Consider the following 21,590-nt stretch of genomic DNA (forward strand, 5'->3'; position numbering starts at 1 on the left):
CTGCGAATCAAAAAGGGGATGGGCCGGAGCCCATCCCCTTTCCGGACGCCGGGCGGCGAACTGCCCGGCGTCCCCCGCACCTTCCCGGCCGTTCACTCGGCGGCGACGGGACCCGACGGATTCTTCTGCTGCTGGGCGGTCTCCGCCGCCTTCTGGCGGGTTTCGTGCTCCAGTGCCGCGCGCACCCCCGCCCCGTATTCCGGGTGGACCTGCGTAAACAGCGCGATCTGCCGGTCCGCAATCTCCTGCGGGATGCCGTACATACCCGCCGCGAGGTTGGAGAACAGGCGCGCCCGCTGGCCGGCGTCGAACAGCTCGAACAGCGCCCGCGGCTGGGAGAAGTCGTCATTGCCGATGCGGTGGTTGTAGCGCTCGGCATCGCCCGAGATCTTCAGCGGCGGCTCGGCGTATCTGGCGTCCTCCTTCGCGCCGCTGAACGAATTGGGCTCGTAATAGGCGTCGGTGCTGCCCGTCAGCTGCGGGAAGAACCGCATGGCGCCGTCCTTGTGGTAATGATGGACGGGGCACTTGGGTGCATTCACCGGCAGATGCTCGTAATGGGTGCCGATGCGGTGGCGATGCGCATCCGCATAGGAGAAGATGCGGGCCTGCAGCATCTTGTCCGGCGAGAACGAGATGCCGGGCACGATGTTGGACGGCGAGAAGGCCGCCTGCTCGATCTCCGCGAAATAATTCTCCGGATTGCGGTTCAGCTCCAGGACGCCGAGATCGATGGGCGGATACTCGCCATGGGGCCACACCTTGGTGAGGTCGAACGGATTGTAGGAGGTCTTCTCCGCATCCAGCTCCGGCATGATCTGGACCTGCACTTTCCACTTGGGGAAGTCGCCGGCCTCGATGGCGCCGAACAGGTCTTCCTGCGTGGATTCGCGGGTGCGGCCCACCACTTCGGTGGCCTCACCGTTGGTCCAGTGCTTGTGGCCCTGCAGGGTCTTGAAGTGGAACTTCACCCAGAACCGCTCGCCCGCCGCGTTGATGAAGGAATAGGTGTGCGAGCCGTAGCCGTTCATGTTCCGCACGCCCACGGGCAGGCCGCGGTCGGAGAACAGGATGGTGACCTGGTGCAGGCTCTCCGGCGACAGGGACCAGAAATCCCACATGGCGGTGGGCGAGCGCAGGTTGGTCTTGGGGTGGCGCTTCTGGGTGTGGATGAAGTCCGGGAACTTGTAGGGATCGCGCACGAAGAACACCGGCGTGTTGTTGCCCACCAGGTCCCAATTGCCTTCCGGCGTATAGAATTTGAGGGCGAAGCCGCGCACGTCGCGCTCGGCATCCGCCGCGCCCAGCTCGCCGGCCACGGTGGAGAAGCGGGCGATCATGGGGGTCTGCGCGCCCGGCTGGAGCGCCGTCGCCTTGGTGTACTTGGAAATGTCGCCGGTGATGGTGAGGGTACCGTGGGCGCCCCAGCCCTTGGCATGCACCACGCGCTCGGGGATACGCTCACGGTTCTGGTGCGCCAGCTTCTCAAGCAGCTGGTAGTCCTGCATCAGCACCGGGCCGCGCTCGCCCGCCGTCAGCGAGTTCTGGTTGTCGGCGATGGGGTTGCCGGCGGTGGTGGTGAGTGTGGGTCGCGTCATGAATGGGCTCCCTGAAAAGGCCTGAGGAACGCAAACTTGCCGGTCAGGCGTCCTGAACGGGTCCGACTCCCCGGGCGAAAACCGTGCCGCAGGATGGCCGCCTCTTGGAGTGAGTACAAATCAGATTGCGTTCAAACATCGATCAGATAATCTGATCAGGTGCTCTCCATCCGTCAGCTACGCTATTTCGAGGCCCTCTCCCGGCATCGCCATTTCGGCCGGGCGGCGGAGGATTGCGCGGTGACCCAGCCGGCCTTGTCCATGCAGATCCGCGAGATGGAGGAGATGCTGGGCGTGCGCCTTTTGGAGCGCGGGCGCGGCGGCGTGCGCCTCACCCCGGTGGGGGAGGAGGCGGCCGGCCGGGCGCGGGGCGTGCTGGCCGCGCTGGCCGACATGGAGCGCACCATCCGTGACAGCGGCCGGCTGCTGGAGGGGCGCTTGCGGCTCGGGGTCATCGCCTCCATCGCCCCCTATCTGCTGCCGCGCCTGCTGCCCGAGATGGCGCGCCGCCATCCGGGGCTGGAAATCGCGCTGCGGGAGAGCCAGACCGAGCATCTGGTGGCGGACCTCGTCCAGGGCGACCTCGACCTCGTCATCCTGAGCCTGCCGGTGGAACATCCCGCGCTGGAAGCCATGGCCCTGTTCGAGGACCGCTTTGTCCTGGCGGTACCGGAGGCGTCGGCGGACTTCCCGGGGCCGCAGGCATCCGCCGACAGCATCCTCGCCGCCGACCTGCTGCTGCTGGAGGACGGCCACTGCCTGCGTGACCAGGCGCTCAACGTCTGCCGCAAGGCGGATGCCCGGCAATTGCGCCGCTTCGGCGCCTCCAGCCTCGCCACCCTGGCGCAACTGGTGGCGAACGGGCAGGGCATCACCCTGCTGCCGGACCTGTTCGTGCGTGCGGAGGGTGGCCGCATGGCGGGAGTGCGCCTGCTGCCCTTTCCCGATCCCGTGCCGGCGCGCACCATCGGCCTGGTCTGGCGCCGCACCCTGCCATCCCGCAAGGATGTGGAGGCGGTGGCGGACATGGTGAGGGCCTGCCGGCCGGGGGCGTGAAGCTGGCGCGCAAACCGGGCGCATAAACCGGGGGCGCATGGCCCCGTTGCACGCGCTGCCTTGCTTTGCCCCGCATTCAAAGCTAAGCCCCGCGCCAGATACGAGGACCTCATGGCTCAGGACGGACTTTCCTACCGCGACGCGGGCGTGGACATCGACGCGGGCAACCGCCTGGTCGATCTCATCAAGCCGTTGGTGAAGGCCACGGCGCGCCCCGGCGCCGACGCGGACATCGGCGGCTTCGGCGGGGTGTTCGACCTGAAGGCGGCCGGCTTTGCCGACCCGCTGCTCATCGCCACCACGGACGGCGTGGGCACCAAGCTCAAGATCGCCATCGACACCGGCGTGCACGACACCATCGGCATCGACCTTGTCGCCATGTGCGTGAACGACCTGGTGGTGCAGGGCGCCGAGCCGCTGCTGTTCCTCGACTATTTCGCCACCGGCCGGCTGGCGCCGGAGGTGGGCGCCCATATCGTCGCCGGCATCGCCCGCGCCTGCAAGGACGCCGGCTGCGCCCTCATCGGCGGCGAGACCGCCGAGATGCCGGGCATGTACAAGGACGGCGACTACGACCTCGCCGGCTTCTCCCTCGGCGCCGTGGAACGTGGCGACCTGCTGCCCCGCAAGGATGTGGCGCCGGGCGACGTGATCCTGGGCCTCGCCTCCGCCGGGGTGCATTCCAACGGCTATTCGCTGGTGCGCCGCGTGGTCGAGCGCTCGGGCCTCGCCTGGTCGGATCCCGCGCCGTTCGAGGCCGGCCAGACGCTGGGCGCCGCCCTGCTCACCCCCACCCGTCTTTATGTGAAGAGCGTGCTGTCGGTGATCCGCTCCACCGGCTCGGTGAAGGCGCTGGCCCACATCACCGGCGGCGGCATCACCGAGAATTTGCCGCGGGTGCTGCCCAAGGGCACGCTGGCCCGCATCGACCTCACCAACCTCATGGTGCCGCCGGTGTTCCGCTGGCTCTCCACCGTGGGCGCCGTGGCGCCGGAAGAGATGCTGCGCGCCTTCAACTGCGGCGTCGGCATGGCCGTGGTGGTGCCGGCCGAGGACGAGGAGACCGTGGCCGACGCCTTCGCCGATGCCGGCGAGTGCGTCATCCGCCTCGGCGTCATCGAGCCCGGCGAGGGCGCCCCCCATGTCGCCTACGAGGGCTCCACCCATTTCGGATTCGCGTCGTGAGCGCAGGGTCGAGCGACGCGCCGCGGCGCACCGCCGTCCTCATTTCGGGCCGGGGCTCCAACATGGCAGCCCTGGTGCGCGCGGCCGAGCAGGAGGATTTCCCCGCCGAGATCGCCCTGGTTCTCTCCAACCGTGCCGATGCGGCGGGGCTGGATTTTGCCAAGGAGCACGGCATCCCGACCCTGGTGCTCTCCCACAAGGGCTATTCCGACCGCCTCGCTTTCGACGCGGCGCTGGATGCGCACCTGAAGGCGGAAGGCATCGAGATCGTCTGCCTCGCCGGCTTCATGCGCCTGCTGACGCCGTGGCTGGTGGAGCGCTGGCGCAACCGCATGATCAACGTGCATCCCTCGCTGCTGCCGAGCTTCAAGGGCCTGCACACCCACGAGCGTGCGCTGGAGGCCGGGGTGCGGGTGCACGGCTGTACGGTTCATTTCGTCCGCGCGGAGATGGACGAGGGGCCGATCATCCTGCAGGCCGTGGTGCCCATCGAGCCCGGCGACACGCCGGACGTGCTCGCCGACCGGGTGCTGACCCAGGAACACGTGATCTACCCCAAGGGCCTGGAACTGCTCGCTGCCGGCCGGCTGACGGTCGAGGACGAGCGCGTCGCTATCGAAGGCGCCAAGGGCGGGCTCGCCCCGCTGGTGGTGCCGGCGGTGTGAGGCGCCCCCTCTCCGCGGGCGGAGAGGGGCTATTCGAGGTCAGTCCGCCAGCTTCTCCACCCGCACGCGGTTGTCGTGGAACGCGGCGCCGCCCACCGGGGCAACCGGATCAGCGCCCGTCAGCGTGTTGATGCCGCGGCCCTCGCGATGGGCGCGTGCCGGCTGGATCTGCTCCGACACCACCACGCCCCGCAGCACGCCGTCGAACAGCCGCGCCTTCAGCACTACACGCCCGCGCGGGTTTTCCACCGCCACGAGGTCGCCGGTGGCGACGCCCAGCGCCGCCGCGTCCTCCGGATGGATCAACAGGGCAGGCTCGCCCTCCCGCGCCACGGAGGTGGGGGTCTCGGTGAAGGAGGAATTGAGGAAGTTCCGCGCCGGCGCGGTCACGAGGCGGAACGGGTGCTCGGCCGTCGCCTCCTCGATCACCGCCCAGTGGTCGGGCAAAGACGGCATGTCCGCCACCGGGCCGAACTTGGCGGGGGCCGGAAAGCCGAGGTTGGCCCAGTCCACGGCGAAGTGGAAGCGTTTGTCGCGGTGGCCGAAGCCGTTGAGGAAGTGCGCGTCCTCGAAGCTCTGGGCCACCTCGATGAAGCGCGCCTTCTCCAGTTGGTCGACAGGAGCGCGGCCGCTCTCGCGCAGGGTCCAGTCGATGAGGTCGCGCGGGCTCATGGCGAAGCCCGGATGCTCCGCCCCCAGGCGCTGGGCCAGGGCGGCGATGACCTCATGGTTGGAGCGGCACTCGCCCGGCGGCTCCACCAGCTTCGGGCCGAGCTGGATGTGGGGGTGCCCGCCGGCCTGGTAGAGGTCGTCATGCTCGGTGAACATGGTGGCGGGCAGCACGATGTCGGCCATCTGCGCCGTGTCGGTCATGAACTGCTCGTGCACGGCGACGAACAAGTCCTCGCGCAGGAAGCCGGCCCGCACCTTCTCCTGGTCCGGGGCGATGGCCACCGGATTGGTGTTCTGGATGAACAGCGCCTTCACCGGCGGCCCGCCGGCCAGCGCGTCCTCCTCCCCCATGAGGACGGGGCCGATGCGGGACTGGTCGAGCTGGCGGGTCCGGGGATCGAGCTTGTCCAGCCCTTCGATCATCTTCTTGCGCCAGCCATAGGTGCCCGACAGGGAATGCAGCGCCCCGCCGCCCTCATGCTGCCAACTGCCTGCAACCACCGGGATGGAGGCCACCGCATGCATGTTCAGCGCCCCGTTGCGGGAGCGGGAGAAGCCGTAGCCGATGCGGAAGAAGGCGCGGGGCGTGGTGCCCACGAGACGCGCATAGGCCTCGATCTCCTCCACCGAGAGCCCGCAGATGGCGGCGGCCCACTCCGGCGTGCGGGTCTTCAGGTGGGCTTCCAGCGCCTCGCTGTCGCGGGCGTAGCGGTCGAGATAGGCGCGGTCGGCATGGCCGTCGCGGAACAGCACGTGCATCACCGCACAGGCAAGCGCCCCGTCGGTGCCGGGACGGATGAGCAGGGGAATGTCCGCCTGCTCCATGGTGGGGGTGCGATAGACATCCACCACCGCGAGCTTCGCCCCGCGCTCCTTGCGGGCGCGCATGGCGTGGGTCATCACATTGACCTGGGTGGCGACCGCGTTGGTGCTCCACAGGGTGATCAGGTCGGAGGCCGCCATCTCGCGCGGGTCGGCGCCGGAGATGCGACCGGCACCCGCCATGTAGCCGCTCCAGGCCGGGTTCACGCAGATGGTGGCGAAGAAGCGCGAATAACCTTTGGCATGGGTCAGCCGGTTGATGCCGTCGCGCATCACCAGGCCCATGGTGCCGGCATAATAATAGGGCCAGACCGATTGGGCGCCGTGGGCTCGCTCCGCCTCAAGCAGGCCTTCGGCGATGCGGTCGAGGGCCTCGTCCCACGAGATGCGGGTGAACTGGCCGGAGCCCTTGGGGCCGGTGCGCATCAGCGGATGGGTGAGGCGCTCGGGATGGTTCGCCCGCTCCGCATAGCGGGCCACCTTCGCGCAGATCACGCCGGCTGTGTAGCTCTGGGCCTTGGCCCCGCGCACGCGGCCGATGCGACCGTCGGGCATCACATCCACCTCCAGGGAGCAGGTGGAGGGGCAGTCGTGGGGGCACACGGAGGCGCGCGTCTGGACCGGGCGGGCCGCCGTGGCGGCGGCCTGCGGGGACGTGTTCGGGGCATGCACGTTCATGCCCTCAGGATAAAGGGGGCGACGGCCGCCGTCGCCCCCTCTTTTCTCGCCGGCTCGGCTCCGGCGTCAGGCGCCGTGCCCGGCCTGGGCGATGGCCCGCGCCCGGTTGCGCAGTACGTAGCCGGCGCCCAGCACGATGGCGGCGCCGATGACGCTTGCCAGATAATGGGGCAGCGGGGCCGGGTGCATGCCGTGGTCGTCCACCTTCACCAGCGACGGGTCCAGGTGCTGGAGGGCGTTGAGGGACATCACGTCGCCCACCAGCATCTCGCCGGCGATCCAGCCCAGCAGCGCCGCGCCGGCCCAGATCAGGATGGGGAAGCGGGTCAGCAGCCGCAGCAGCAGCTGCGAGCCGAAGATGATGAGCGGGATGGTCAGCAACAGGCCGAACACGAACAATTCCCAATGGCCGCGCGCGGCGGCGGCGATGGCCACCACATTGTCGAGGCTCATGACCGCGTCGGCGATGGCGATGGTGCGCACCGCCTTCCACAGGCTGTCGGAGGCCGCCACCTCGTGGCTGTCGCCGTCGTTGTCGGTGACCAGCTTGATGGCGATCCAGAACAGCAGCAGGCCGCCCGCCACCTTCAGGAACGGCACGCCCAGCAGCACGGTGACGGCGAGGGCGAACAGGATACGCAGCCCCACGGCCGCGCCTGCGCCCAGCAGGATGCCCCACTTGCGCTGGCTGGGCGGCAGCGACCGGCAGGCCAGCGCGATGACGACCGCATTGTCGCCGGACAGCAAGAGATCGATCCAGATGATCTGCAGCAGCGAGACCCAGAATGTGGGGGCGGTAAAATCCATCGTTCACTCCATGCAGCGCGGTAAACCACCACGCGCCCGCAACAGGTGTGCGTGTCTCATTCCTAAGCGGAAGTCGAGGCGAACCTTTGGATGACGTTACGTCATTGTGAGGTCAAGAAAAAGGGGCCGCCAGGCCCCCGGTTTCCTACGATTGTTTCAGGCTGCGGCGTCGGTGTGTCCGTGGGCCGCTTTCCAGCGGTGAAGTCCGAACGCGATGGCGACGACGATCACGGCCCCCGCCGCAGCGACGATGCGGTGAAGATGCTCCGTGGTCTCTGCGCCGATCCGCTCGATCACCGCCACGTCGCCCAGCAGCATGTCGCCGGCCACCCAGCCGAGCAGCGCCGCCCCGGCCCAGACGAGGAGGGGGAAGCGGTTGATGAGCGCCATCACCAGCGAGGAGCCGGCGATGATGAGAGGGATGGAGATCGCGAGCCCGAAGGTGAGGAGCAGCCAGTTGCCGTCGGCGATGGCGGCCACCGCCACCACATTGTCGAGGCTCATCACCACGTCGGCCACCACCACGGTGCCCACGGCCTTCCACAGGCTGTCGCTGGCCTCCACGGCCTCATCGCCGCCCTCGTTGGGCGCGGCGAGGTCCACCGCGATCCACATGAGGGCGAGGGAGCCGACCAGCTTCAGCCACGGCAGGGCCAGAAGCGTGGCGACGATGCCGGTGAAGAGAATGCGCAGCACCACCGCGATGCCGGCGCCGAGCACGACGCCCATGCGCCGCGCCTTTTCCGGCAGCGACCGGCATGCCAGCGCGATCACCACCGCATTGTCGCCCGACAAAAGAACGTTGATCCATATGATTTGCAGCAGCGCGAGCCACAGCACTGGTGAATCGAGCGACATGTTACCCACCCCGGGCCTTTGGTTCCCCCGCTTTCTGCGGGTGGTATCCTGCGTCTTGTGCGCCGTATTATGGATTTTGACGCTACGCTAACCTGCCCTTAGGTCCGGTCTCAAGTAAAACCGGATGCCGCAGCGCATCATTCGTTGGCGCGCTGCGGCATCCGAGCCTGTTACCGCCTCAAGCGAGGTCCCGGAAATGCGGGTGCATCGCCGGGACTTGTGCGCTCAGCCGACGATTTCGTTGCCGGCGAAGAACTGGGCGATTTCCACCGCGGCGTTCTCGACGCTGTCGGAGCCGTGGGCGGAATTGGCCTCGATGGACTCGGCGAACAGCTTGCGGATGGTGCCCTCGGCCGCATTGGCCGGGTTGGTGGCGCCCATCACTTCGCGATACTTGGCAACGGCGTTCTCGGCTTCGAGGACCTGCACCACCACCGGGCCGGAGGTCATGAAGGACACGAGGTCGCCGAAGAAGGGACGCGCGCTGTGCACGGCGTAGAAGGTCTCGGCCTGGGCCTTGGTCATCAGGATGCGCTTCTGGGCGACGATGCGCAGGCCGGCGGTCTCGATGACGGCATTCACGGCGCCGGTGAGGTTCCGACGCGTGGCGTCGGGCTTGATGATCGAGAAGGTGCGCTCGATCGCCATGGGGGACCGTCCTGTCTGTTGCTGGTGGGATGGGATGCCGCGGCGTCCGCGGATGGCGCGGCTCTTAGCAGCCGGCGCCTGAAGGAGCAAGGGAAGGGCTTTTGAGGCGGTATATAGATGCCTATATCGTCCCGAGTATCCCGTCGATGGCCCGTTCCACCGCCTCCGTGGCGTCGAATGCCACCGGCACGCCGAGCACGCGCGGCCAGAACAGGGGCTCCTTGATGGCGCCGAGAAACTGCGCCGCCATGAGCTGCGGATCGCGCCCCGCCGGCAGCAGGCCCTCGGCGACGAGGGCGGCGAGATAGGCGGCAAGCCCCTTCACTGCCGGCTCCTTGCCGGCCGCGAAATAGGCCTGCGACAATTCTGGAAAGCGTGGCGCCTCGGCGATGACGAGGCGCAGCAGCGGGATCACGTCAGGCCGCGCCCAGTGCTCCGTCAGCCGGGCCACATAGGCCCGCAGCACGGCGCGGGCGTCGCCCGTGGATTCGCTGGGGATGAGCGGCGCGCGGGTGAAGTGGGACCAGGCCTCGTCGATCACCGCGCCGAACAGGTCGGCCTTGCCGGGAAAGTGCTGGTAGAGCGTGCGCTTGGACACCGGTGCGGCGGCGGCCACCGCGTCCATGGAGGTGCCCTCATAGCCCTTCTCCAGAAACAGGCGGCGGGCCGCGGCGCGGATGCGGGCGGCGGTTCCGCGGGTGTCGCGGCGCGGCCTGGTCGCACCCGTGGTCGTCGTTTCGGCGGCCGGCGGGGGAATGGCGGGGGCAGGGGGCGTCGGCATGGATGCGGCTTCGGCGCGGCTCATTGACAAAAGTAAACGGTACGGTGTAGTTTACATCCACGGCCAGCGCTTGTCGCGCCGTTTGCGCTCCCTCTCATCTTCATGAGGTCCCCCATGGACCACCGTCCTCTCGGTCGCTCGGGTCTGTCCGTGTCCGCCATCGGCCTCGGCTGCATGGGCATGTCCGAATTCTACGGCCCCAGCGACGACGACCAGTCGCTGGCAACCCTAGCAGCCGCCCTCGATCTGGGCATAAATTTCTTCGATACCGCAGACATGTACGGCGTCGGCCACAATGAGCGTCTGCTCGGGCGCTTCCTCAAGGGCCGGCGCGACAAGGTGATCCTCGCCACCAAGTTCGGCAATGTGCGCGGGCCCAACGGCGAGCGCCTCGGCATTTCCGGCACGCCGGACTATGTGCGCGCCGCTTGCGATGCCAGCCTCGGGCGGCTCGGCATCGACACCATCGACCTCTATTACCAGCACCGCGTGGACCCCAGGACGCCCATCGAGGAGACGGTGGGTGCCATGAAAGGCCTCGTGGAGGCGGGCAAGGTGCGCTTCCTCGGCTTGTCGGAATGCTCGGTGGAGACGTTGCGGCGCGCCCACGCGGTGCATCCCATCAGCGCGGTGCAGATCGAATATTCGCTGTGGAGCCGGGATCCGGAGGCGCAGATGCTGGACGCCTGCCGCGAGTTGGGCATCGCCTTCGTCGCCTACAGTCCTTTGGGGCGCTCCTTTCTCACGGGGGCTGTGACCAGCCCCGACAGCCTCGCGCCGGACGATTTCCGCCGCGCCAACCCCCGCTTCACCGGGACGGCGCTGGCGCAGAATCTCAAGCTCACCGAGGCGCTGGCCGATTTCGCGGCGACTAAGGGCGCGACCAGCGCCCAGATCGCTTTGGCCTGGATCATCGGCAAGCAGGAGCACGTGGTGCCCATCCCCGGCACCCGGCGCATCAAGTACCTGGAGGAGAACGTGGCGGCGACCGCCATCCGCCTGACGCCGCAGGAGATCGCCACCCTCGACGCCCTGTTCGCCCCCGAGGCGGTGGCGGGCACGCGCTATCCCGAGGCCGGCATGGCGCTGCTTGGGCTGTGACGGCGCGTGGGGCGGTGCTGGCTTTGGCGGTGCCGCCCCTCCGTTTCCATCCACAGCGGCGCAGACCTGCCGTAAGGGCGGTTCACATCCCAAATTTCACATGCTATGCATATCTCATGTGAATTATGCATTTCACCGATTGTGAAATGTGGATGGGAGAAGCCTCATGATCAGCCGCCGCGCCGTTCTTGCTCTCGCGCTTGCCGGCGCCGCCACGGCGCCGCTCGGCACTCTGCCGGCTTTTGCACAGCAGGGGCCGAACACGCTGCTCAACGTGTCCTACGACATCTCCCGCGAGCTGTTCACGGCGGTGAACAACGAGTTCATCCCGTTCTGGAAGGGCAAGACCGGGCAGGAGCTGACCGTGAACCAGAGCCATGCCGGCTCCTCGCGCCAGGCTCGCGCCATCCTCGAGGGGCTGGAGGCGGACGTGGTCACCTTCAACCAGGTGATCGACGTGGATACGCTGGCCAAGGCCGGCTTCGTGGCCAAGGACTGGCAGGCCAAGTTCCCGAACAATGCCTCGCCCTATTATTCCTTCCCCGCCTTCCTGGTGCGCGCCGGCAACCCCAAGGGCATCAAGGACTGGTCGGACCTGGTGCGCGACGACGTGAAGGTCATCTTCCCCAACCCGAAGACCTCGGGCAATGCGCGCTACACCTATCTGGCCGCCTACGCCTTCGCGCTGGAGCAGTTCAAGGGCGATGCCGCCAAGGCCGATGCCTTCGTGAAGAAGCTGCTGGCCAACGTGCCGGTGTTCGACACCGGCGGCCGCGCCGCCACCACCACCTTCGTGGAGCGCGACACCGGCGACGTGCTGGTGACCTTCGAGGCCGAGACCCGCACCATCGAGGGCCTTTACCCCGACCGCAAGCTGGAGACGGTGGTGCCCTCCGTGAGCCTGCTCGCCGAGTTCCCGGTGGCGGTGGTGGACAAGGTGGTGGACAAGCGCGGTTCCCGCGCGGCTGCTACCGCCTATCTCGAATTCCTCTATTCGCCGGCCGGCCAGACGGTGGCCGCCAAGGGCTTCAACCGGGTAGTGGACCCCAAGGTTGCCGATGAGTTCAAGGCCCAGTTCCCGCCGATCCGCCTCGTGAAGGTGGAGGACGTGTTCGGCGGCTGGCAGAAGCTCCAGGCCGAGCATTTCGCCTCCGGTGCCAAGCTGGATTCGCTCTTCACCGCCAAGTGAGCGGAGGAGAGTGAGCGAAGCCGGGCGGAGGCCCTGTCGCGAGGTGCGGGGGGCTGGCCCGGTGAGCCTTCCGCACGAAGGGGGCTGCGCCTTAACACGATAGAGCACCGTCGCCGTCCGGCTTGACCGGAAGGCCCATGGCCCGGCCGGGATAACACGACGGGGGCAACGCGGCGAGATGGACCCTCCGGTCAAGCCGGAGGGTGACGAGTGGGGAGGTGCTGGCCCCACCCCTCTGCCGCTTGCGGGGAGGGGCGGGTGGGGACCTCCCATGTCGCATTCCCGCCCTTGTCGGCTTTGGCCGGCGCGCCTACCCGCCCGAGGGTCGGGCCGTACCGCACCAATATATTGGCGATAAACGGACTTTTGAGCCGTCCACGGCTCCGGCACGCATTTTGAATGGCTCCAGACCAGCCCCCACCGAGCCGTGAGCCGTCATGTCCGAAGCTGCCGAAAGCGAAGTCCTCGATATCCCGCAGGTTTATACGCACCACGTGTTCTGCTGCTTCACCCAGCGGCCGCCGCAGCATCCGCGCGGCTCGTGCGGGGCCAATGGTGCGGCGCCGCTGTGGGACCGTCTCGCCAAGAAGCTTGAGGCGTCGGGCCGTCGCGATATCGCCATGACCTCCTCGGGCTGCCTCAGCTTCTGCCAGGCCGGCCCCATCATGGTCGTCTATCCGCAGGGCATCTGGTACACGCCCAAATCCCCGGAAGACATCGACGAGATCGTCACCTCCCACCTCCTCGGCGGCAAGCCGGTGGAACGGCTGATCATCGTTCCGCGCATCTGAGACCGATGGCCCGTGAGCTTTGCTCACGGGCCATCGGTCAAGCCCGCGCGGTACCTCTGAGCGTGCCCACTTGGCATTGCTCGAAGACCGTCGCCGATGGTCTGAAATCCGCCGGCGCCACCCGGCGGGGCCGTCAGGCGTGCTCGGCGAGGCGGAAGGTGAGGCGCACGCAGGTGCCCGTCTCCCGCGCATCCAGGGTGGGCTCGCAGCCCAGCTTGGTGGACATGGCCCGCACGATGCGGGTGCCGAGCCCTGAGGACGCAATCGCGCCGGTCTCCGCGGCTTTCGGGGCCGCCATGCCCGCCCCGTCATCCTCCACCGTGAAATCGATGCGTTCGCCCTGACGCTTCAGCGCCACCCGTACCGCGCCCTCGCCGCCGGGATAGGCGTATTTCATGGCATTGATCACCAGCTCGGTGGCGATGATGCCCACCGCCACGGCGCGGTCGGGATCGATATGGATCGGGTCCGCATCCAGCGTGATGGTGATGCCGCCGAGGTCCCGGTGGGCCGACACCTGCAGGTCGTCCAGCAGCGAGCCGATATATTGGTCGAGGGCGACGGTGGCGATCTGGTCGGACGTATAGAGCCGGCGATGCACCTGTGCCACGGCCGAGACGCGGTTGCGGGCGGAGTTCAGCGCCTCCTTCACCCTTCCGTCTTCGGTGGCGCTGGCCTGCACGTTCAGCAACGACACGATGATCTGCAGCGAGTTGCCCACCCGGTGGTTCATCTCGCGCAGCAGCAGCGCGCGCTCGGCGGCCAGCGCCTCGAAGCGGTCGCGGGCGGCGCGGATCTCCGCTTCCGCCGCCTCGTGGGCGCGGCGCATGCGCACCTGCTCCACCGCCGCCACGAAGGCGGCGCGCAACAGCTCGATGAAATCGGCCTGGACCTCCTTCACCACATAGTCGGCTGCCCCGGCCTTCAGCGCCGCCACCGCGAGGCGGCCGTCCTGGGCGCCGGTGACGTAGACCACGGGCGGGGGGCGATCGAGGGCGCGGATGGCGCGCAGGGTGGTGATGCCGTCCTGGCCTGGCATGTAATGGTCGAGGGCCACCACGTCGAAGCGCTCCGCCGCCACCAGGGCCAGCCCGTCTTCCCCCGAGCCAGCCAGCACCACCTCGAACCCGAGCCGCCCGAGCTGGCGCTGCACCAGGCGTCCGAGCGCCGGGTCATCGTCCACATACAGGACGCGCAGCGGCGCCGGCGGCGCGGATGTGCCGTCCTGGAGCGGGGTGGAGGGTTCGGGCGCGGAGCCGTCCATCAGTCGGTCTCCGGAACCTGGATGACGGAGAAGAACAGCCCGAGCTGGCGGATGGCGTTGGCGAAATTCTCGTAATTGACCGGCTTGGTCACATAGACGTTGGCGCCGAGATCATAGCAGCGCTGGATTTCCACCTTGTCGTCGGTGGTGGTCAGCACCACCACGGGCGAGCGCTTGAGATGCTCGTTCTGCTTGATGCGGGCGAGAATCTCCACGCCGGTCATGTCCGGCAGGTTCAGGTCGAGCAGCACCAGCAGCGCCCGGCCGATATGGTCGCGCCCGGTGCCGTCCGCGCCGAACAGGAACTGCACCGCGCTGGTGCCGTCGGTGAAGGGGAGGATGTCGTTGCGCACCCCGGCGCGGCGGATGTTCTTCTCGATGAGGCGCGCATGGCCCTCGTCGTCCTCGACCATCACGATGGTGACGTGTTCAGTCATTGTTCTTTTTTCCGTTGTCCGTCGGCAGGCGGCGCGGCAGCGTGACCTTGAAGGTGGAGCCCTCGCCCAGCGTGGAATCCAGTGAAATCAGCCCGCCCATGCGGCGCACCAATGCCCGCACATGGGCAAGGCCGATGCCTTCTCCCGGCCGGTCCTGGCGGCCGGAGCGGCGGAACAGCTCGAACACCCGGCCGCGATCCTTGGGATCGATGCCGCGGCCGTTGTCCTTGACCGTGAAGGTGACGAAGCCGGGCGTGTCCACGGCGCTCACCTCGATCAGCCCGGGTACGCCGTCGCGCCGGTATTTCAGGGCGTTGTCGAGGAGGTTGGTGAAGATCTGCTCCAGCGCCAGGCGGTCGGAGTGGATGACGGGGAGCCGCCCCGCCCGGATCTGCGCCCCCGCCTCCTGAGTCTGGTGCGCCATGGAGCCGGCGATGTTGGCGATCAGCTCGCCCACGTCCACGTCCACGGGCATGAATTCCTTCCGTCCCTCCCGCGACAGGGCGAGGATGGCGTGGATCAGGCGGTCCATGCGGGTGATGGAGGTCTTGATGAAGCCGAGGGCCTCCTCGAAATCGGCGGCAAGCTCCCCGTCCGCCTCCGGTCCCTCGCCGGCCCTCTGGCGCAACTGGGCGAGGCGCTCGAACAGGTCGGTGCGCATGGCCTCGATCTCGCTGGTGAAGCCCATGATGTTCACCAGCGGCGAGCGCAGATCGTGGCTGACGATGTAGGCGAAGCTCTGGATCTCGTCGTTGGCTTCCTTGAGGTCGGCGGTGCGCGCGGCCACCCGCTGCTCCAGGCCGGCATTGACGGCCTCCAGGTCCTGCTGCGCCGTCTCCAGCGCCGAGATGGTCCGCCGGTTGAGGTAGAGCGCAACGCCGCCGAGGGCGAGCACCACGGCGAAGCCGCCGGCGCTCACGGCGGTGAGCCAGCTGGCGCTGTGCCGCGAAGCCGTGTCCCGGCTGCCAAGCAATTGCGTCTCGGCCGCCTTCATCTCCACAAGCATCGTGCCGAGGCGGGTCATGGCGCCCTCGGTGCGGTCGGACTTCAGATCCGCCTGCGCGCCCTCCACGTCGCCGCTCCGGCGCAAGGCGATGCCGCGCTCGAAGGATTCGAACCGGCTTTGAAGCAGCGGCCGCGCCTCGGCGACGCGGGCCTGCTGAACCGGGTTGTCCAACGTCAGGGCGCCGATCTCGTCGAGGGTCGGCAGCGCGCGGGCCTTGGAGTCCTCGTAGAAGCGCAGGAACCCCTCGCCGCCGGTGATGAGAAAGCCGCGCTCGGCGCTTTCCGCCCGCCGGATCATGATCTGCAATTGCGAGATCGCGTTCATCACGCGCAGGGTATGGTTCACCCTGTGGGCGTCGTCCTGCGCCCGGTACACCAGCGTGATCGACATGGCGCTGATGGACGCGAGAACCGCAAATCCAAGGATGAGCAGCAGCGTCGGGCCAGGAAGGCGCAGCCCGGCGACCGGAGTGCGGGTGGCGTGCATCACCAGCGCCATGGTGCCTCCGCGAAGGAAGGTCCTGGGCCGCCTGGCGCATCCTTGAGCCGCGCCGATGACAGTGAACCGCGCTTTCGTCCCGCCCTGGTCATGTGGTGGTCACGTTCCTTGTCCCGCGAGCGCCGATCTGGCGGCCCTGCCCGCCATGTGCCCAGTACCGCTCCAGGTGCATAATCATCGTCGCGCTTGAAGGTTCCCGAGCTTCGCGCTTGGATGAACAGGAAATCGACGTTTTTTTGAATGGAGTGTCATGCAGGTCCAGGCTCCAGGCGGACGACCCGACCATGCCGCGGCCCCAGGGGGCGCGGATGAAGCGGCGGAATATGTGACGGCCTTCGGCGTGCCGGAGGTGGTGGAGGTGCTCCTGCCCGACACCTCGGCGGTGCTGCGCGGCAAGTGGATTCCAGGCCATGCCATGGGCAAGATCTGGAAGGACGGGGTCGCCATCCCGCTCTCCATCTTCGGCCTTGATGTCTGGGGCTGCGAGGTGGAGGCCTCCGAGATCCATATGGAGACCGGCGACAAGGACGGCCTGTGCTGGCCGGTGCCGGGCACGCTGAAGCCGGTGCCCTGGGCGTCGCGCCACACCGCGCAGGTGCTCATCACCATGCACGAGCCCGACGGCTCGGCCCGCGGCAGGCCGTGGAAGCTCGATCCGCGCCAGCAACTTGCCGCCGTGGTGGAGCGCTTCGCCGCGCGGGGGCTCTCGCCCTGCGTCGCCTTCGAGCTGGAATTCTACCTGCTGAAGCCGTCCGACGTGCCGGGCGGGCCGCCCGAGCCGGTGTTCCAGGCCACGGGGCAGGCGCGGCAGAACATGTATGCCATGTCCGACCTCGACGCCTTCGCCGAGGTCTTGCACGACATGCGCGCCGCCTGCGTCACGCAGGGCCTGCCGGCCGACACCGTGATCTCGGAGGCTGCTCCCGGCCAGTTCGAGGTCAATCTCTATCACAAGGTGGATGCGCTGGGTGCCGCCGATGATGCGGTGCTGCTGCGCCGGCTGATCGACGGCGTGGCGCGCCGCCACGGGCTGAAGGCCACCTTCATGGCCAAGCCGCTGGCGGATTTCGCCGGCAACGGCATGCATGTCCATGCAAGCCTGATGGAGCATGGCGGCGGCAACCTGTTCGCCCGGGAGGACGGGGTGGGGGACACCGCCCTGCGCCATGCCGCGGGCGGGCTGCTCGCCAGCATGGCCGATGCGACGCTGATCTTCGTGCCCAGCTTCAACGGCTATCGCCGCCTGGTGCCGGGCAGCTATGCGCCGACCTCGGCGAGCTGGGGCTTCGACAACCGGCTGGTGGCGGTGCGGGTGCCCAACGGGCCGCGCCACGCCCGCCGGCTGGAGCACCGCATCGCCGGGGCGGAGGCCCATCCCCACCTCGTGCTCGCGGCCATCCTCGCCGGCATGCTGGACGGGCTGGAGCGGGGCATCGAGCCGCCTCCGCCGCTCGAAGGCAACGCCTACGAGCAGATTGGCGAGCCCCTGTCCCCAGACATGGAGGTGGCGGTGGACCGCTTTGCCGCCTCCGATTTCATCGCCCGCACCTTCGGCGTGGACTACCGGCGCATCTATGCGGCCATGAAACGGGAGGAATTGGCGGCCTTCCGCAGGGTCATTCTTCCTTTGGAGTACGAAACGTATCTGTGAAGCGCGGCGTTTCCTGTTGAGGGGGCTCGCCCGACGACATAGCCTTGGGTCCAGGGGGGCACCTTTAGGGCAACCTTGCAAAACATGACCCCCTTTCCAGAGGAGAACGGCGGATGCGTCGTCATTTCGTAGCGGCAATCATGTGTGCCACGCTGGGCTGGGCCGGCGCGGCCTCGGCCCAGGACAAGGTCCTCAACGTCTTCAACTGGTCCGACTATATCGATCCGACGGTGCTGGAGGATTTCACCAAGGAAACCGGCATCAAGGTCCGCTATGACGTCTTCGACAGCAACGAGGTGCTGGAGACGAAGCTGCTCGCGGGCAAGACCGGCTACGACGTGGTGGTGCCGTCCGGCTCGTTCCTGCAGCGCCAGATCAAGGCCGGCATCTTCCTGACCCTCGACAAGTCGAAGATCCCGAACCTGCAATACGCCTGGCCCGAGGTGACCAAGCGCCTCGCCGTCTACGACCCGGACAACGCTCACGCCGTCAACTACATGTGGGGCACCACGGGCATCGGCTACAACGTGGACAAGGTGAAGGAACGGCTCGGCGATATTCCCATGAATACGTGGGACATCGTGTTCAAGCCGGAAATCCTCTCCAAGCTCAAGGATTGCGGCGTCTATTTCCTGGACGGCCCGGAGGAGGTGATCCCCTCCGCCATGAAGTATCTGGGGATTGATCCAAACTCCAAGAACCCGGACGACATCGCCAAGGCCGGCGAACTGCTCATGTCGGTCCGCCCCTATATCAAGAAGTTCGATTCCTCGGGCTACATCAACGCCCTGGCGCGCGGCGACATCTGCCTGGCGGTGGGCTGGTCGGGTGACGTGTTCCAGGCCAAGACCCGCGCCGCCGAGGCCGCGAAGAAGACCAAGAAGCCGCCGGTGAACGTGGCATATGTGATCCCGAAGCAGGGCGCGCTCATGTGGTTCGACAATTTCGCCATCCCCAAGGATGCAAAGAATATCGACAATGCCCTTGTCTTCATCAACTACATGATGCGGCCTGAAGTGGCGGCGAAGAATTCCAATTTCATTTCCTATGCCAACGGCAACCTGGAATCGCAGAAGTTCATCGACAAAGATATCCTGAACAACCCGTCCATCTACCCGGACAAGGAAACGTTCGACCGGCTGTTCATCGTGACCACCAACGAGCCGGCGGTGCAGCGGGTCATCACCAAGACCTGGAACAGCTTCAAGCGCGGCAAGTGAGGCCCGGGGCTGACGTGACCGACTGAGCCGGACCGTCACCACAAACAAAAAGACCGCCGGAAGCTGCTGCTTCCGGCGGTCTTTGCGTGAGTGGGCTGTCTCAGCCTTCGGCGAGGGCCTGCTTCACCGCGGCGACGATGCGGTCCTGCGTGGTCTCGTCCAGATAAGCGTGCATGGGCAGGGAGATGACCTCCTCCGCCAAAGTCTCGCACACCGGCAGGATGGCGCCGGCGGATGGGTAGTGCTTGTAGGCCGGCTGCAGGTGCATGGGCAGACGGTAGTAGACCGCCGTCGGCACGCCCTGGGCCTTCAACCGGTCGGCGAGGCCGTCGCGCACGCCGGGGGCGAGGCGGATGGTGTATTGCGCCCATACCGAGGTGGCGCGCGGATCCACCACCGGCACGGTGGCGACATCCTTCAAAAGTTCGTTGTAGCGCCGGGCCACCCGGTCACGCGCCGCGATCTCCTCCTCGAAGATGGCGAGCTTCTCGATCAGCACCGCCGCCTGGATGGTGTCGAGGCGGGCGGTCATGCCGATGCGCACGTTCTGGTACTTGTCCACGCCCTGGCCGTGCTCGCGCAGGCTCTTGAGCACGGTGACCAGCTCCGCGTCGTCGGTGAGGATGGCGCCGCCGTCGCCGTAGCAGCCCAGCGGCTTCGCCGGGAAGAAGGAGGTGGCGGTGGCATCGCCGATGGAGCCGGTGCGCTTGTTGTTCCACGTGCCGCCGAAGCCCTGCGCGGTGTCGCACAGCACCTTCAGGCCATGCTTCTCGGCGATGGGTAGGATCGCGTCATAGTCCGCCGGCTGGCCGAACAGGTCCACGGGGATCACCACGCGCGGGGTCAGCCCCTGCTCAATGGCCACCGCGATGGCCTGCTCCAGGCTGTCGGGGTCCATGTTGAAGGTGTCTGCCTTCACGTCCACGAACACCGGGGTTGCGCCCACATAGGGCACCACCTCGGCGGTGGCGCAGAAGGTGAAGGCCGGGCAGAACACCGCGTCGCCGGGCTTGACGCCCCAGGCCATCAACAGCAGGGCCAGTGCATCGGTGCCGCTGGAGCAGGACACGGCATGCTTGGCGCCGGCGAAGGCGGCGAGCTGCTCCTCGAAGGCGCTCACTTCCGGCCCGTTCACGAAGCGGCAGGAGGCGAGCACGTCCAGCACCTTCTCGTCGATGCGGGCGCCGATGCGCGCGCGCTGGGCGGCAAGGTCGATGAAGGGGATGGGGGCGTTGTTCGCCGTGCTGGAAGCCGTGGTGGAAGCGGTGGTGGACTTGGCCGTCGCGGGAGACGTCATGGATGATCCCTGTCAGGTGCCCGTCGGGCGGGCGGAATGGCGCGGGTGCGGCGGGGCGTTACGAATGGCCCCGCCCTTCGACAGGCGCCGCGCGGGCTGGATCAAGGGCCGGTGAGCCAGGCTCACAGCCCCTGGTGCGACGCATGCCGGGTGCGGTGCGCGCAAGGCAGGCGGCCGTGGCCGCCCCGGCCGGCCTGCGTTTCAGCCCAGGGCGCGGCGCTTTTCGGCCGCAGTCTCGGAAGGCGCAGTTTTGGCGGCAGCCGAGCCGGGCAGGCAGGAGATGGCGATCTCCAGGCTCGACACGCCTTCTTCGCCGGTCACTTCCGGCGCGCGGCCGGTGCGCACGGCGGAGAGGAAATTCTCCAGCTCGGCGCGCAGCGGCTCGGCATAGGCCACCGGCAGGTGGCGGGTGGAATAGGAGCCGTCCGGCCGGTAGTCGAAATGCTCGGTCACCTGGCGGGTGAGGAGGTCGCCGATCACGTACTTCTTGCGGGTCGCCACATGCACCGTGCGCGCCTTGAAGGGCGTCAGCCAGTTGGTGTTGATGTGGGCGAGCACGCCCGAGGTGGTGCGGAACTGGAGGAGGGCGATGTCCTCGCGCTCGGCGATGGCGGCCGAGGTCTGCGGCTGCACCTCGAGGATATCCGAGCCGGTAAACCAGCGGATGAGGTCGATGTCGTGCACGGCAAGGTCGATCACCACGCCCACGTTGGACATGCGCGGCGGGAACGGCCCCACCCGGGTGATGGCGATGGAGAGCAGGTTCTCGTCGCGGATAGCCTCCTTCACCGCCCGCACGGCGGGATTGAAGCGCTCCACGTGGCCGATCATCAAGGTCACGCCCTTCTCGCGGGCGGCGGCGACGATCTCGCGGCCTTCCGCCACCGTGGAGGCGACGGGCTTTTCCACCAGCACCGAGCAGCCGGCGGCGATCACGTCGAGGGCGATGGGGTGGTGCAGGTGGGTGGGAGCCGCCACCACCACGGCGTCGAGGCCGAGGTCGAGCAGCGCGCGATGGTCGCCCACCGCCTGGCAGCCGAGGAAGTTGGCGACGCGCTGCGCCTGCTCCTGGTCCGGGTCCGCGACGGCGACAAGTTCCGCTCCGGGAAGCTGGGACAGCACGCGGGCGTGGTTGGAGCCCATGATGCCGATGCCCGTGACGCCGATCCGCACCGGCTGGTCGTCCTTCGGACGAACCCGGGCGCGCTCCGTGCCGGGCGCTGCCGTATGAGCCATTTCAGCCCTCATCAATCATTCAACGAGTGCGGGCTCTAGCACGATCGTCGTTTAAAAGGCGAGGCGGGGCGTCAAATCCCCCCTCCCGCCGCGTTCAAGAATTGCATCGCCGTGTTACCGGCATGTCGCG

General features: G+C 67.8%; 19 protein-coding genes. 8 read left to right on the plus strand and 11 right to left on the minus strand.

Going from position 1 to position 21,590, the window contains the following annotated elements; genetic code table 11:
• Positions 1-92 precede the first annotated feature (92 nt).
• Entirely contained in the window at positions 93-1,598 is a 1,506-nt protein-coding gene (locus tag FZ033_RS10445) for a catalase (RefSeq protein WP_149576066.1), read from the minus strand.
• Positions 1,599-1,757: 159 nt separating this feature from the next.
• Here FZ033_RS10445 and FZ033_RS10450 point away from each other — a divergent pair, with 159 nt between their 5' ends.
• The 3 genes from FZ033_RS10450 (at position 1,758) to purN (ending at position 4,504) form a co-directional block, all read left to right on the plus strand.
• Positions 1,758-2,654: a hydrogen peroxide-inducible genes activator gene (locus tag FZ033_RS10450; RefSeq protein ID WP_149576067.1), complete on the plus strand. Its 897-nt coding sequence runs from the start codon at positions 1,758-1,760 to the stop codon at positions 2,652-2,654.
• 111 nt (positions 2,655-2,765) lie between these two features.
• Positions 2,766-3,839 carry a phosphoribosylformylglycinamidine cyclo-ligase gene (purM, locus tag FZ033_RS10455; RefSeq protein ID WP_149576068.1) on the plus strand — a complete coding sequence of 358 codons (1,074 nt, stop codon included), beginning with the start codon at positions 2,766-2,768 and terminating at the stop codon, positions 3,837-3,839.
• The gene (gene purN, locus FZ033_RS10460) at positions 3,836-4,504 is read left to right on the plus strand and encodes a phosphoribosylglycinamide formyltransferase (protein WP_149576069.1); all 669 of its coding nucleotides are present in this window, start codon (positions 3,836-3,838) and stop codon (positions 4,502-4,504) included. Before purM ends, purN begins: the two co-directional genes overlap by 4 nt.
• A gap of 39 nt (positions 4,505-4,543) precedes the next feature.
• On the opposite strand, the gene FZ033_RS10465 is transcribed toward purN, so the two are convergent.
• From FZ033_RS10465 to FZ033_RS10485, 5 genes are all read right to left on the minus strand, one after another.
• Positions 4,544-6,676, minus strand: coding sequence for a molybdopterin-containing oxidoreductase family protein (locus FZ033_RS10465; protein WP_232847422.1), 2,133 nt, complete (start codon positions 6,674-6,676; stop codon positions 4,544-4,546).
• 66 nt (positions 6,677-6,742) lie between these two features.
• Entirely contained in the window at positions 6,743-7,483 is a 741-nt protein-coding gene (locus FZ033_RS10470; RefSeq protein WP_149576070.1) for a TerC family protein, read from the minus strand.
• Positions 7,484-7,639: 156 nt separating this feature from the next.
• Positions 7,640-8,341, minus strand: coding sequence for a TerC family protein (locus FZ033_RS10475; RefSeq protein ID WP_149576071.1), 702 nt, complete (start codon positions 8,339-8,341; stop codon positions 7,640-7,642).
• Positions 8,342-8,566: 225 nt separating this feature from the next.
• Positions 8,567-8,989, minus strand: a complete 423-nt coding sequence (gene ndk, locus FZ033_RS10480; protein WP_138400411.1) for a nucleoside-diphosphate kinase — start codon at positions 8,987-8,989, stop codon at positions 8,567-8,569.
• Positions 8,990-9,110: 121 nt separating this feature from the next.
• Positions 9,111-9,770, minus strand: coding sequence for a TetR/AcrR family transcriptional regulator (locus tag FZ033_RS10485; RefSeq protein ID WP_188079416.1), 660 nt, complete (start codon positions 9,768-9,770; stop codon positions 9,111-9,113).
• 114 nt (positions 9,771-9,884) lie between these two features.
• Here FZ033_RS10485 and FZ033_RS10490 point away from each other — a divergent pair, with 114 nt between their 5' ends.
• From FZ033_RS10490 to FZ033_RS10500, 3 genes are all read left to right on the plus strand, one after another.
• Positions 9,885-10,871, plus strand: a complete 987-nt coding sequence (locus FZ033_RS10490) for an aldo/keto reductase (protein WP_149576073.1) — start codon at positions 9,885-9,887, stop codon at positions 10,869-10,871.
• A 166-nt stretch (positions 10,872-11,037) separates the two neighbouring features.
• Positions 11,038-12,060, plus strand: coding sequence for a sulfate ABC transporter substrate-binding protein (locus FZ033_RS10495; protein ID WP_188079417.1), 1,023 nt, complete (start codon positions 11,038-11,040; stop codon positions 12,058-12,060).
• A gap of 437 nt (positions 12,061-12,497) precedes the next feature.
• Positions 12,498-12,851, plus strand: a complete 354-nt coding sequence (locus FZ033_RS10500) for a (2Fe-2S) ferredoxin domain-containing protein (RefSeq protein ID WP_138400415.1) — start codon at positions 12,498-12,500, stop codon at positions 12,849-12,851.
• 133 nt (positions 12,852-12,984) lie between these two features.
• Here the strand turns inward: FZ033_RS10500 and FZ033_RS10505 are convergent, their stop codons facing one another.
• Genes FZ033_RS10505 through FZ033_RS10515 form a run of 3 tightly spaced genes read right to left on the minus strand, consistent with a single transcriptional unit; the run spans position 12,985 to position 16,056 of the window.
• Positions 12,985-14,115: a response regulator gene (locus tag FZ033_RS10505; protein ID WP_149576074.1), complete on the minus strand. Its 1,131-nt coding sequence runs from the start codon at positions 14,113-14,115 to the stop codon at positions 12,985-12,987.
• Complete coding sequence (locus FZ033_RS10510) at positions 14,115-14,552, minus strand: response regulator (RefSeq protein WP_138400417.1); 438 nt, start codon at positions 14,550-14,552, stop codon at positions 14,115-14,117. Before FZ033_RS10510 ends, FZ033_RS10505 begins: the two co-directional genes overlap by 1 nt.
• Complete coding sequence (locus FZ033_RS10515) at positions 14,545-16,056, minus strand: sensor histidine kinase (RefSeq protein ID WP_331251173.1); 1,512 nt, start codon at positions 16,054-16,056, stop codon at positions 14,545-14,547. Before FZ033_RS10515 ends, FZ033_RS10510 begins: the two co-directional genes overlap by 8 nt.
• A 325-nt stretch (positions 16,057-16,381) precedes the next feature.
• On the opposite strand from FZ033_RS10515, the gene FZ033_RS10520 reads away from it, so the two are divergent.
• Positions 16,382-17,707 (plus strand): glutamine synthetase family protein, encoded by a 1,326-nt coding sequence (locus FZ033_RS10520; RefSeq protein WP_232847423.1) that lies wholly within the window; start codon positions 16,382-16,384, stop codon positions 17,705-17,707.
• Between the two features lie 113 nt (positions 17,708-17,820).
• Complete coding sequence (locus FZ033_RS10525) at positions 17,821-18,927, plus strand: polyamine ABC transporter substrate-binding protein (RefSeq protein WP_149576076.1); 1,107 nt, start codon at positions 17,821-17,823, stop codon at positions 18,925-18,927.
• 100 nt (positions 18,928-19,027) lie between these two features.
• Here FZ033_RS10525 and FZ033_RS10530 read toward each other — a convergent pair whose 3' ends face one another.
• Both FZ033_RS10530 and FZ033_RS10535 read right to left on the minus strand, forming a co-directional pair.
• Positions 19,028-20,224, minus strand: a complete 1,197-nt coding sequence (locus FZ033_RS10530) for a DegT/DnrJ/EryC1/StrS family aminotransferase (protein WP_232847424.1) — start codon at positions 20,222-20,224, stop codon at positions 19,028-19,030.
• Between the two features lie 201 nt (positions 20,225-20,425).
• Positions 20,426-21,460, minus strand: a complete 1,035-nt coding sequence (locus FZ033_RS10535; protein ID WP_149576077.1) for a Gfo/Idh/MocA family protein — start codon at positions 21,458-21,460, stop codon at positions 20,426-20,428.
• Positions 21,461-21,590 lie beyond the last annotated feature (130 nt).

The sequence above is a fragment of the Xanthobacter oligotrophicus genome (assembly GCF_008364685.1).
Lineage (GTDB): Bacteria > Pseudomonadota > Alphaproteobacteria > Rhizobiales > Xanthobacteraceae > Xanthobacter > Xanthobacter oligotrophicus.

Bases quoted from the DNA above. Each gene is read 5' to 3' on its own strand.
- FZ033_RS10465 (WP_232847422.1), bottom strand. From the start codon at position 6,676: ATGAACGTGCATGCCCCGAACACGTCCCCGCAGGCCGCCGCCACGGCG.
- FZ033_RS10515 (WP_331251173.1), bottom strand. From the start codon at position 16,056: ATGGCGCTGGTGATGCACGCCACCCGCACTCCGGTCGCCGGGCTGCGC.
- FZ033_RS10500 (WP_138400415.1), top strand. From the start codon at position 12,498: ATGTCCGAAGCTGCCGAAAGCGAAGTCCTCGATATCCCGCAGGTTTAT.
- FZ033_RS10530 (WP_232847424.1), bottom strand. From the start codon at position 20,224: ATGACGTCTCCCGCGACGGCCAAGTCCACCACCGCTTCCACCACGGCT.
- FZ033_RS10485 (WP_188079416.1), bottom strand. From the start codon at position 9,770: ATGCCGACGCCCCCTGCCCCCGCCATTCCCCCGCCGGCCGCCGAAACG.
- FZ033_RS10510 (WP_138400417.1), bottom strand. From the start codon at position 14,552: ATGACTGAACACGTCACCATCGTGATGGTCGAGGACGACGAGGGCCAT.
- FZ033_RS10490 (WP_149576073.1), top strand. From the start codon at position 9,885: ATGGACCACCGTCCTCTCGGTCGCTCGGGTCTGTCCGTGTCCGCCATC.
- FZ033_RS10495 (WP_188079417.1), top strand. From the start codon at position 11,038: ATGATCAGCCGCCGCGCCGTTCTTGCTCTCGCGCTTGCCGGCGCCGCC.
- FZ033_RS10475 (WP_149576071.1), bottom strand. From the start codon at position 8,341: ATGTCGCTCGATTCACCAGTGCTGTGGCTCGCGCTGCTGCAAATCATA.
- FZ033_RS10505 (WP_149576074.1), bottom strand. From the start codon at position 14,115: ATGGACGGCTCCGCGCCCGAACCCTCCACCCCGCTCCAGGACGGCACA.
- FZ033_RS10525 (WP_149576076.1), top strand. From the start codon at position 17,821: ATGCGTCGTCATTTCGTAGCGGCAATCATGTGTGCCACGCTGGGCTGG.
- FZ033_RS10470 (WP_149576070.1), bottom strand. From the start codon at position 7,483: ATGGATTTTACCGCCCCCACATTCTGGGTCTCGCTGCTGCAGATCATC.
- FZ033_RS10445 (WP_149576066.1), bottom strand. From the start codon at position 1,598: ATGACGCGACCCACACTCACCACCACCGCCGGCAACCCCATCGCCGAC.
- purM (WP_149576068.1), top strand. From the start codon at position 2,766: ATGGCTCAGGACGGACTTTCCTACCGCGACGCGGGCGTGGACATCGAC.
- ndk (WP_138400411.1), bottom strand. From the start codon at position 8,989: ATGGCGATCGAGCGCACCTTCTCGATCATCAAGCCCGACGCCACGCGT.
- FZ033_RS10535 (WP_149576077.1), bottom strand. From the start codon at position 21,460: ATGGCTCATACGGCAGCGCCCGGCACGGAGCGCGCCCGGGTTCGTCCG.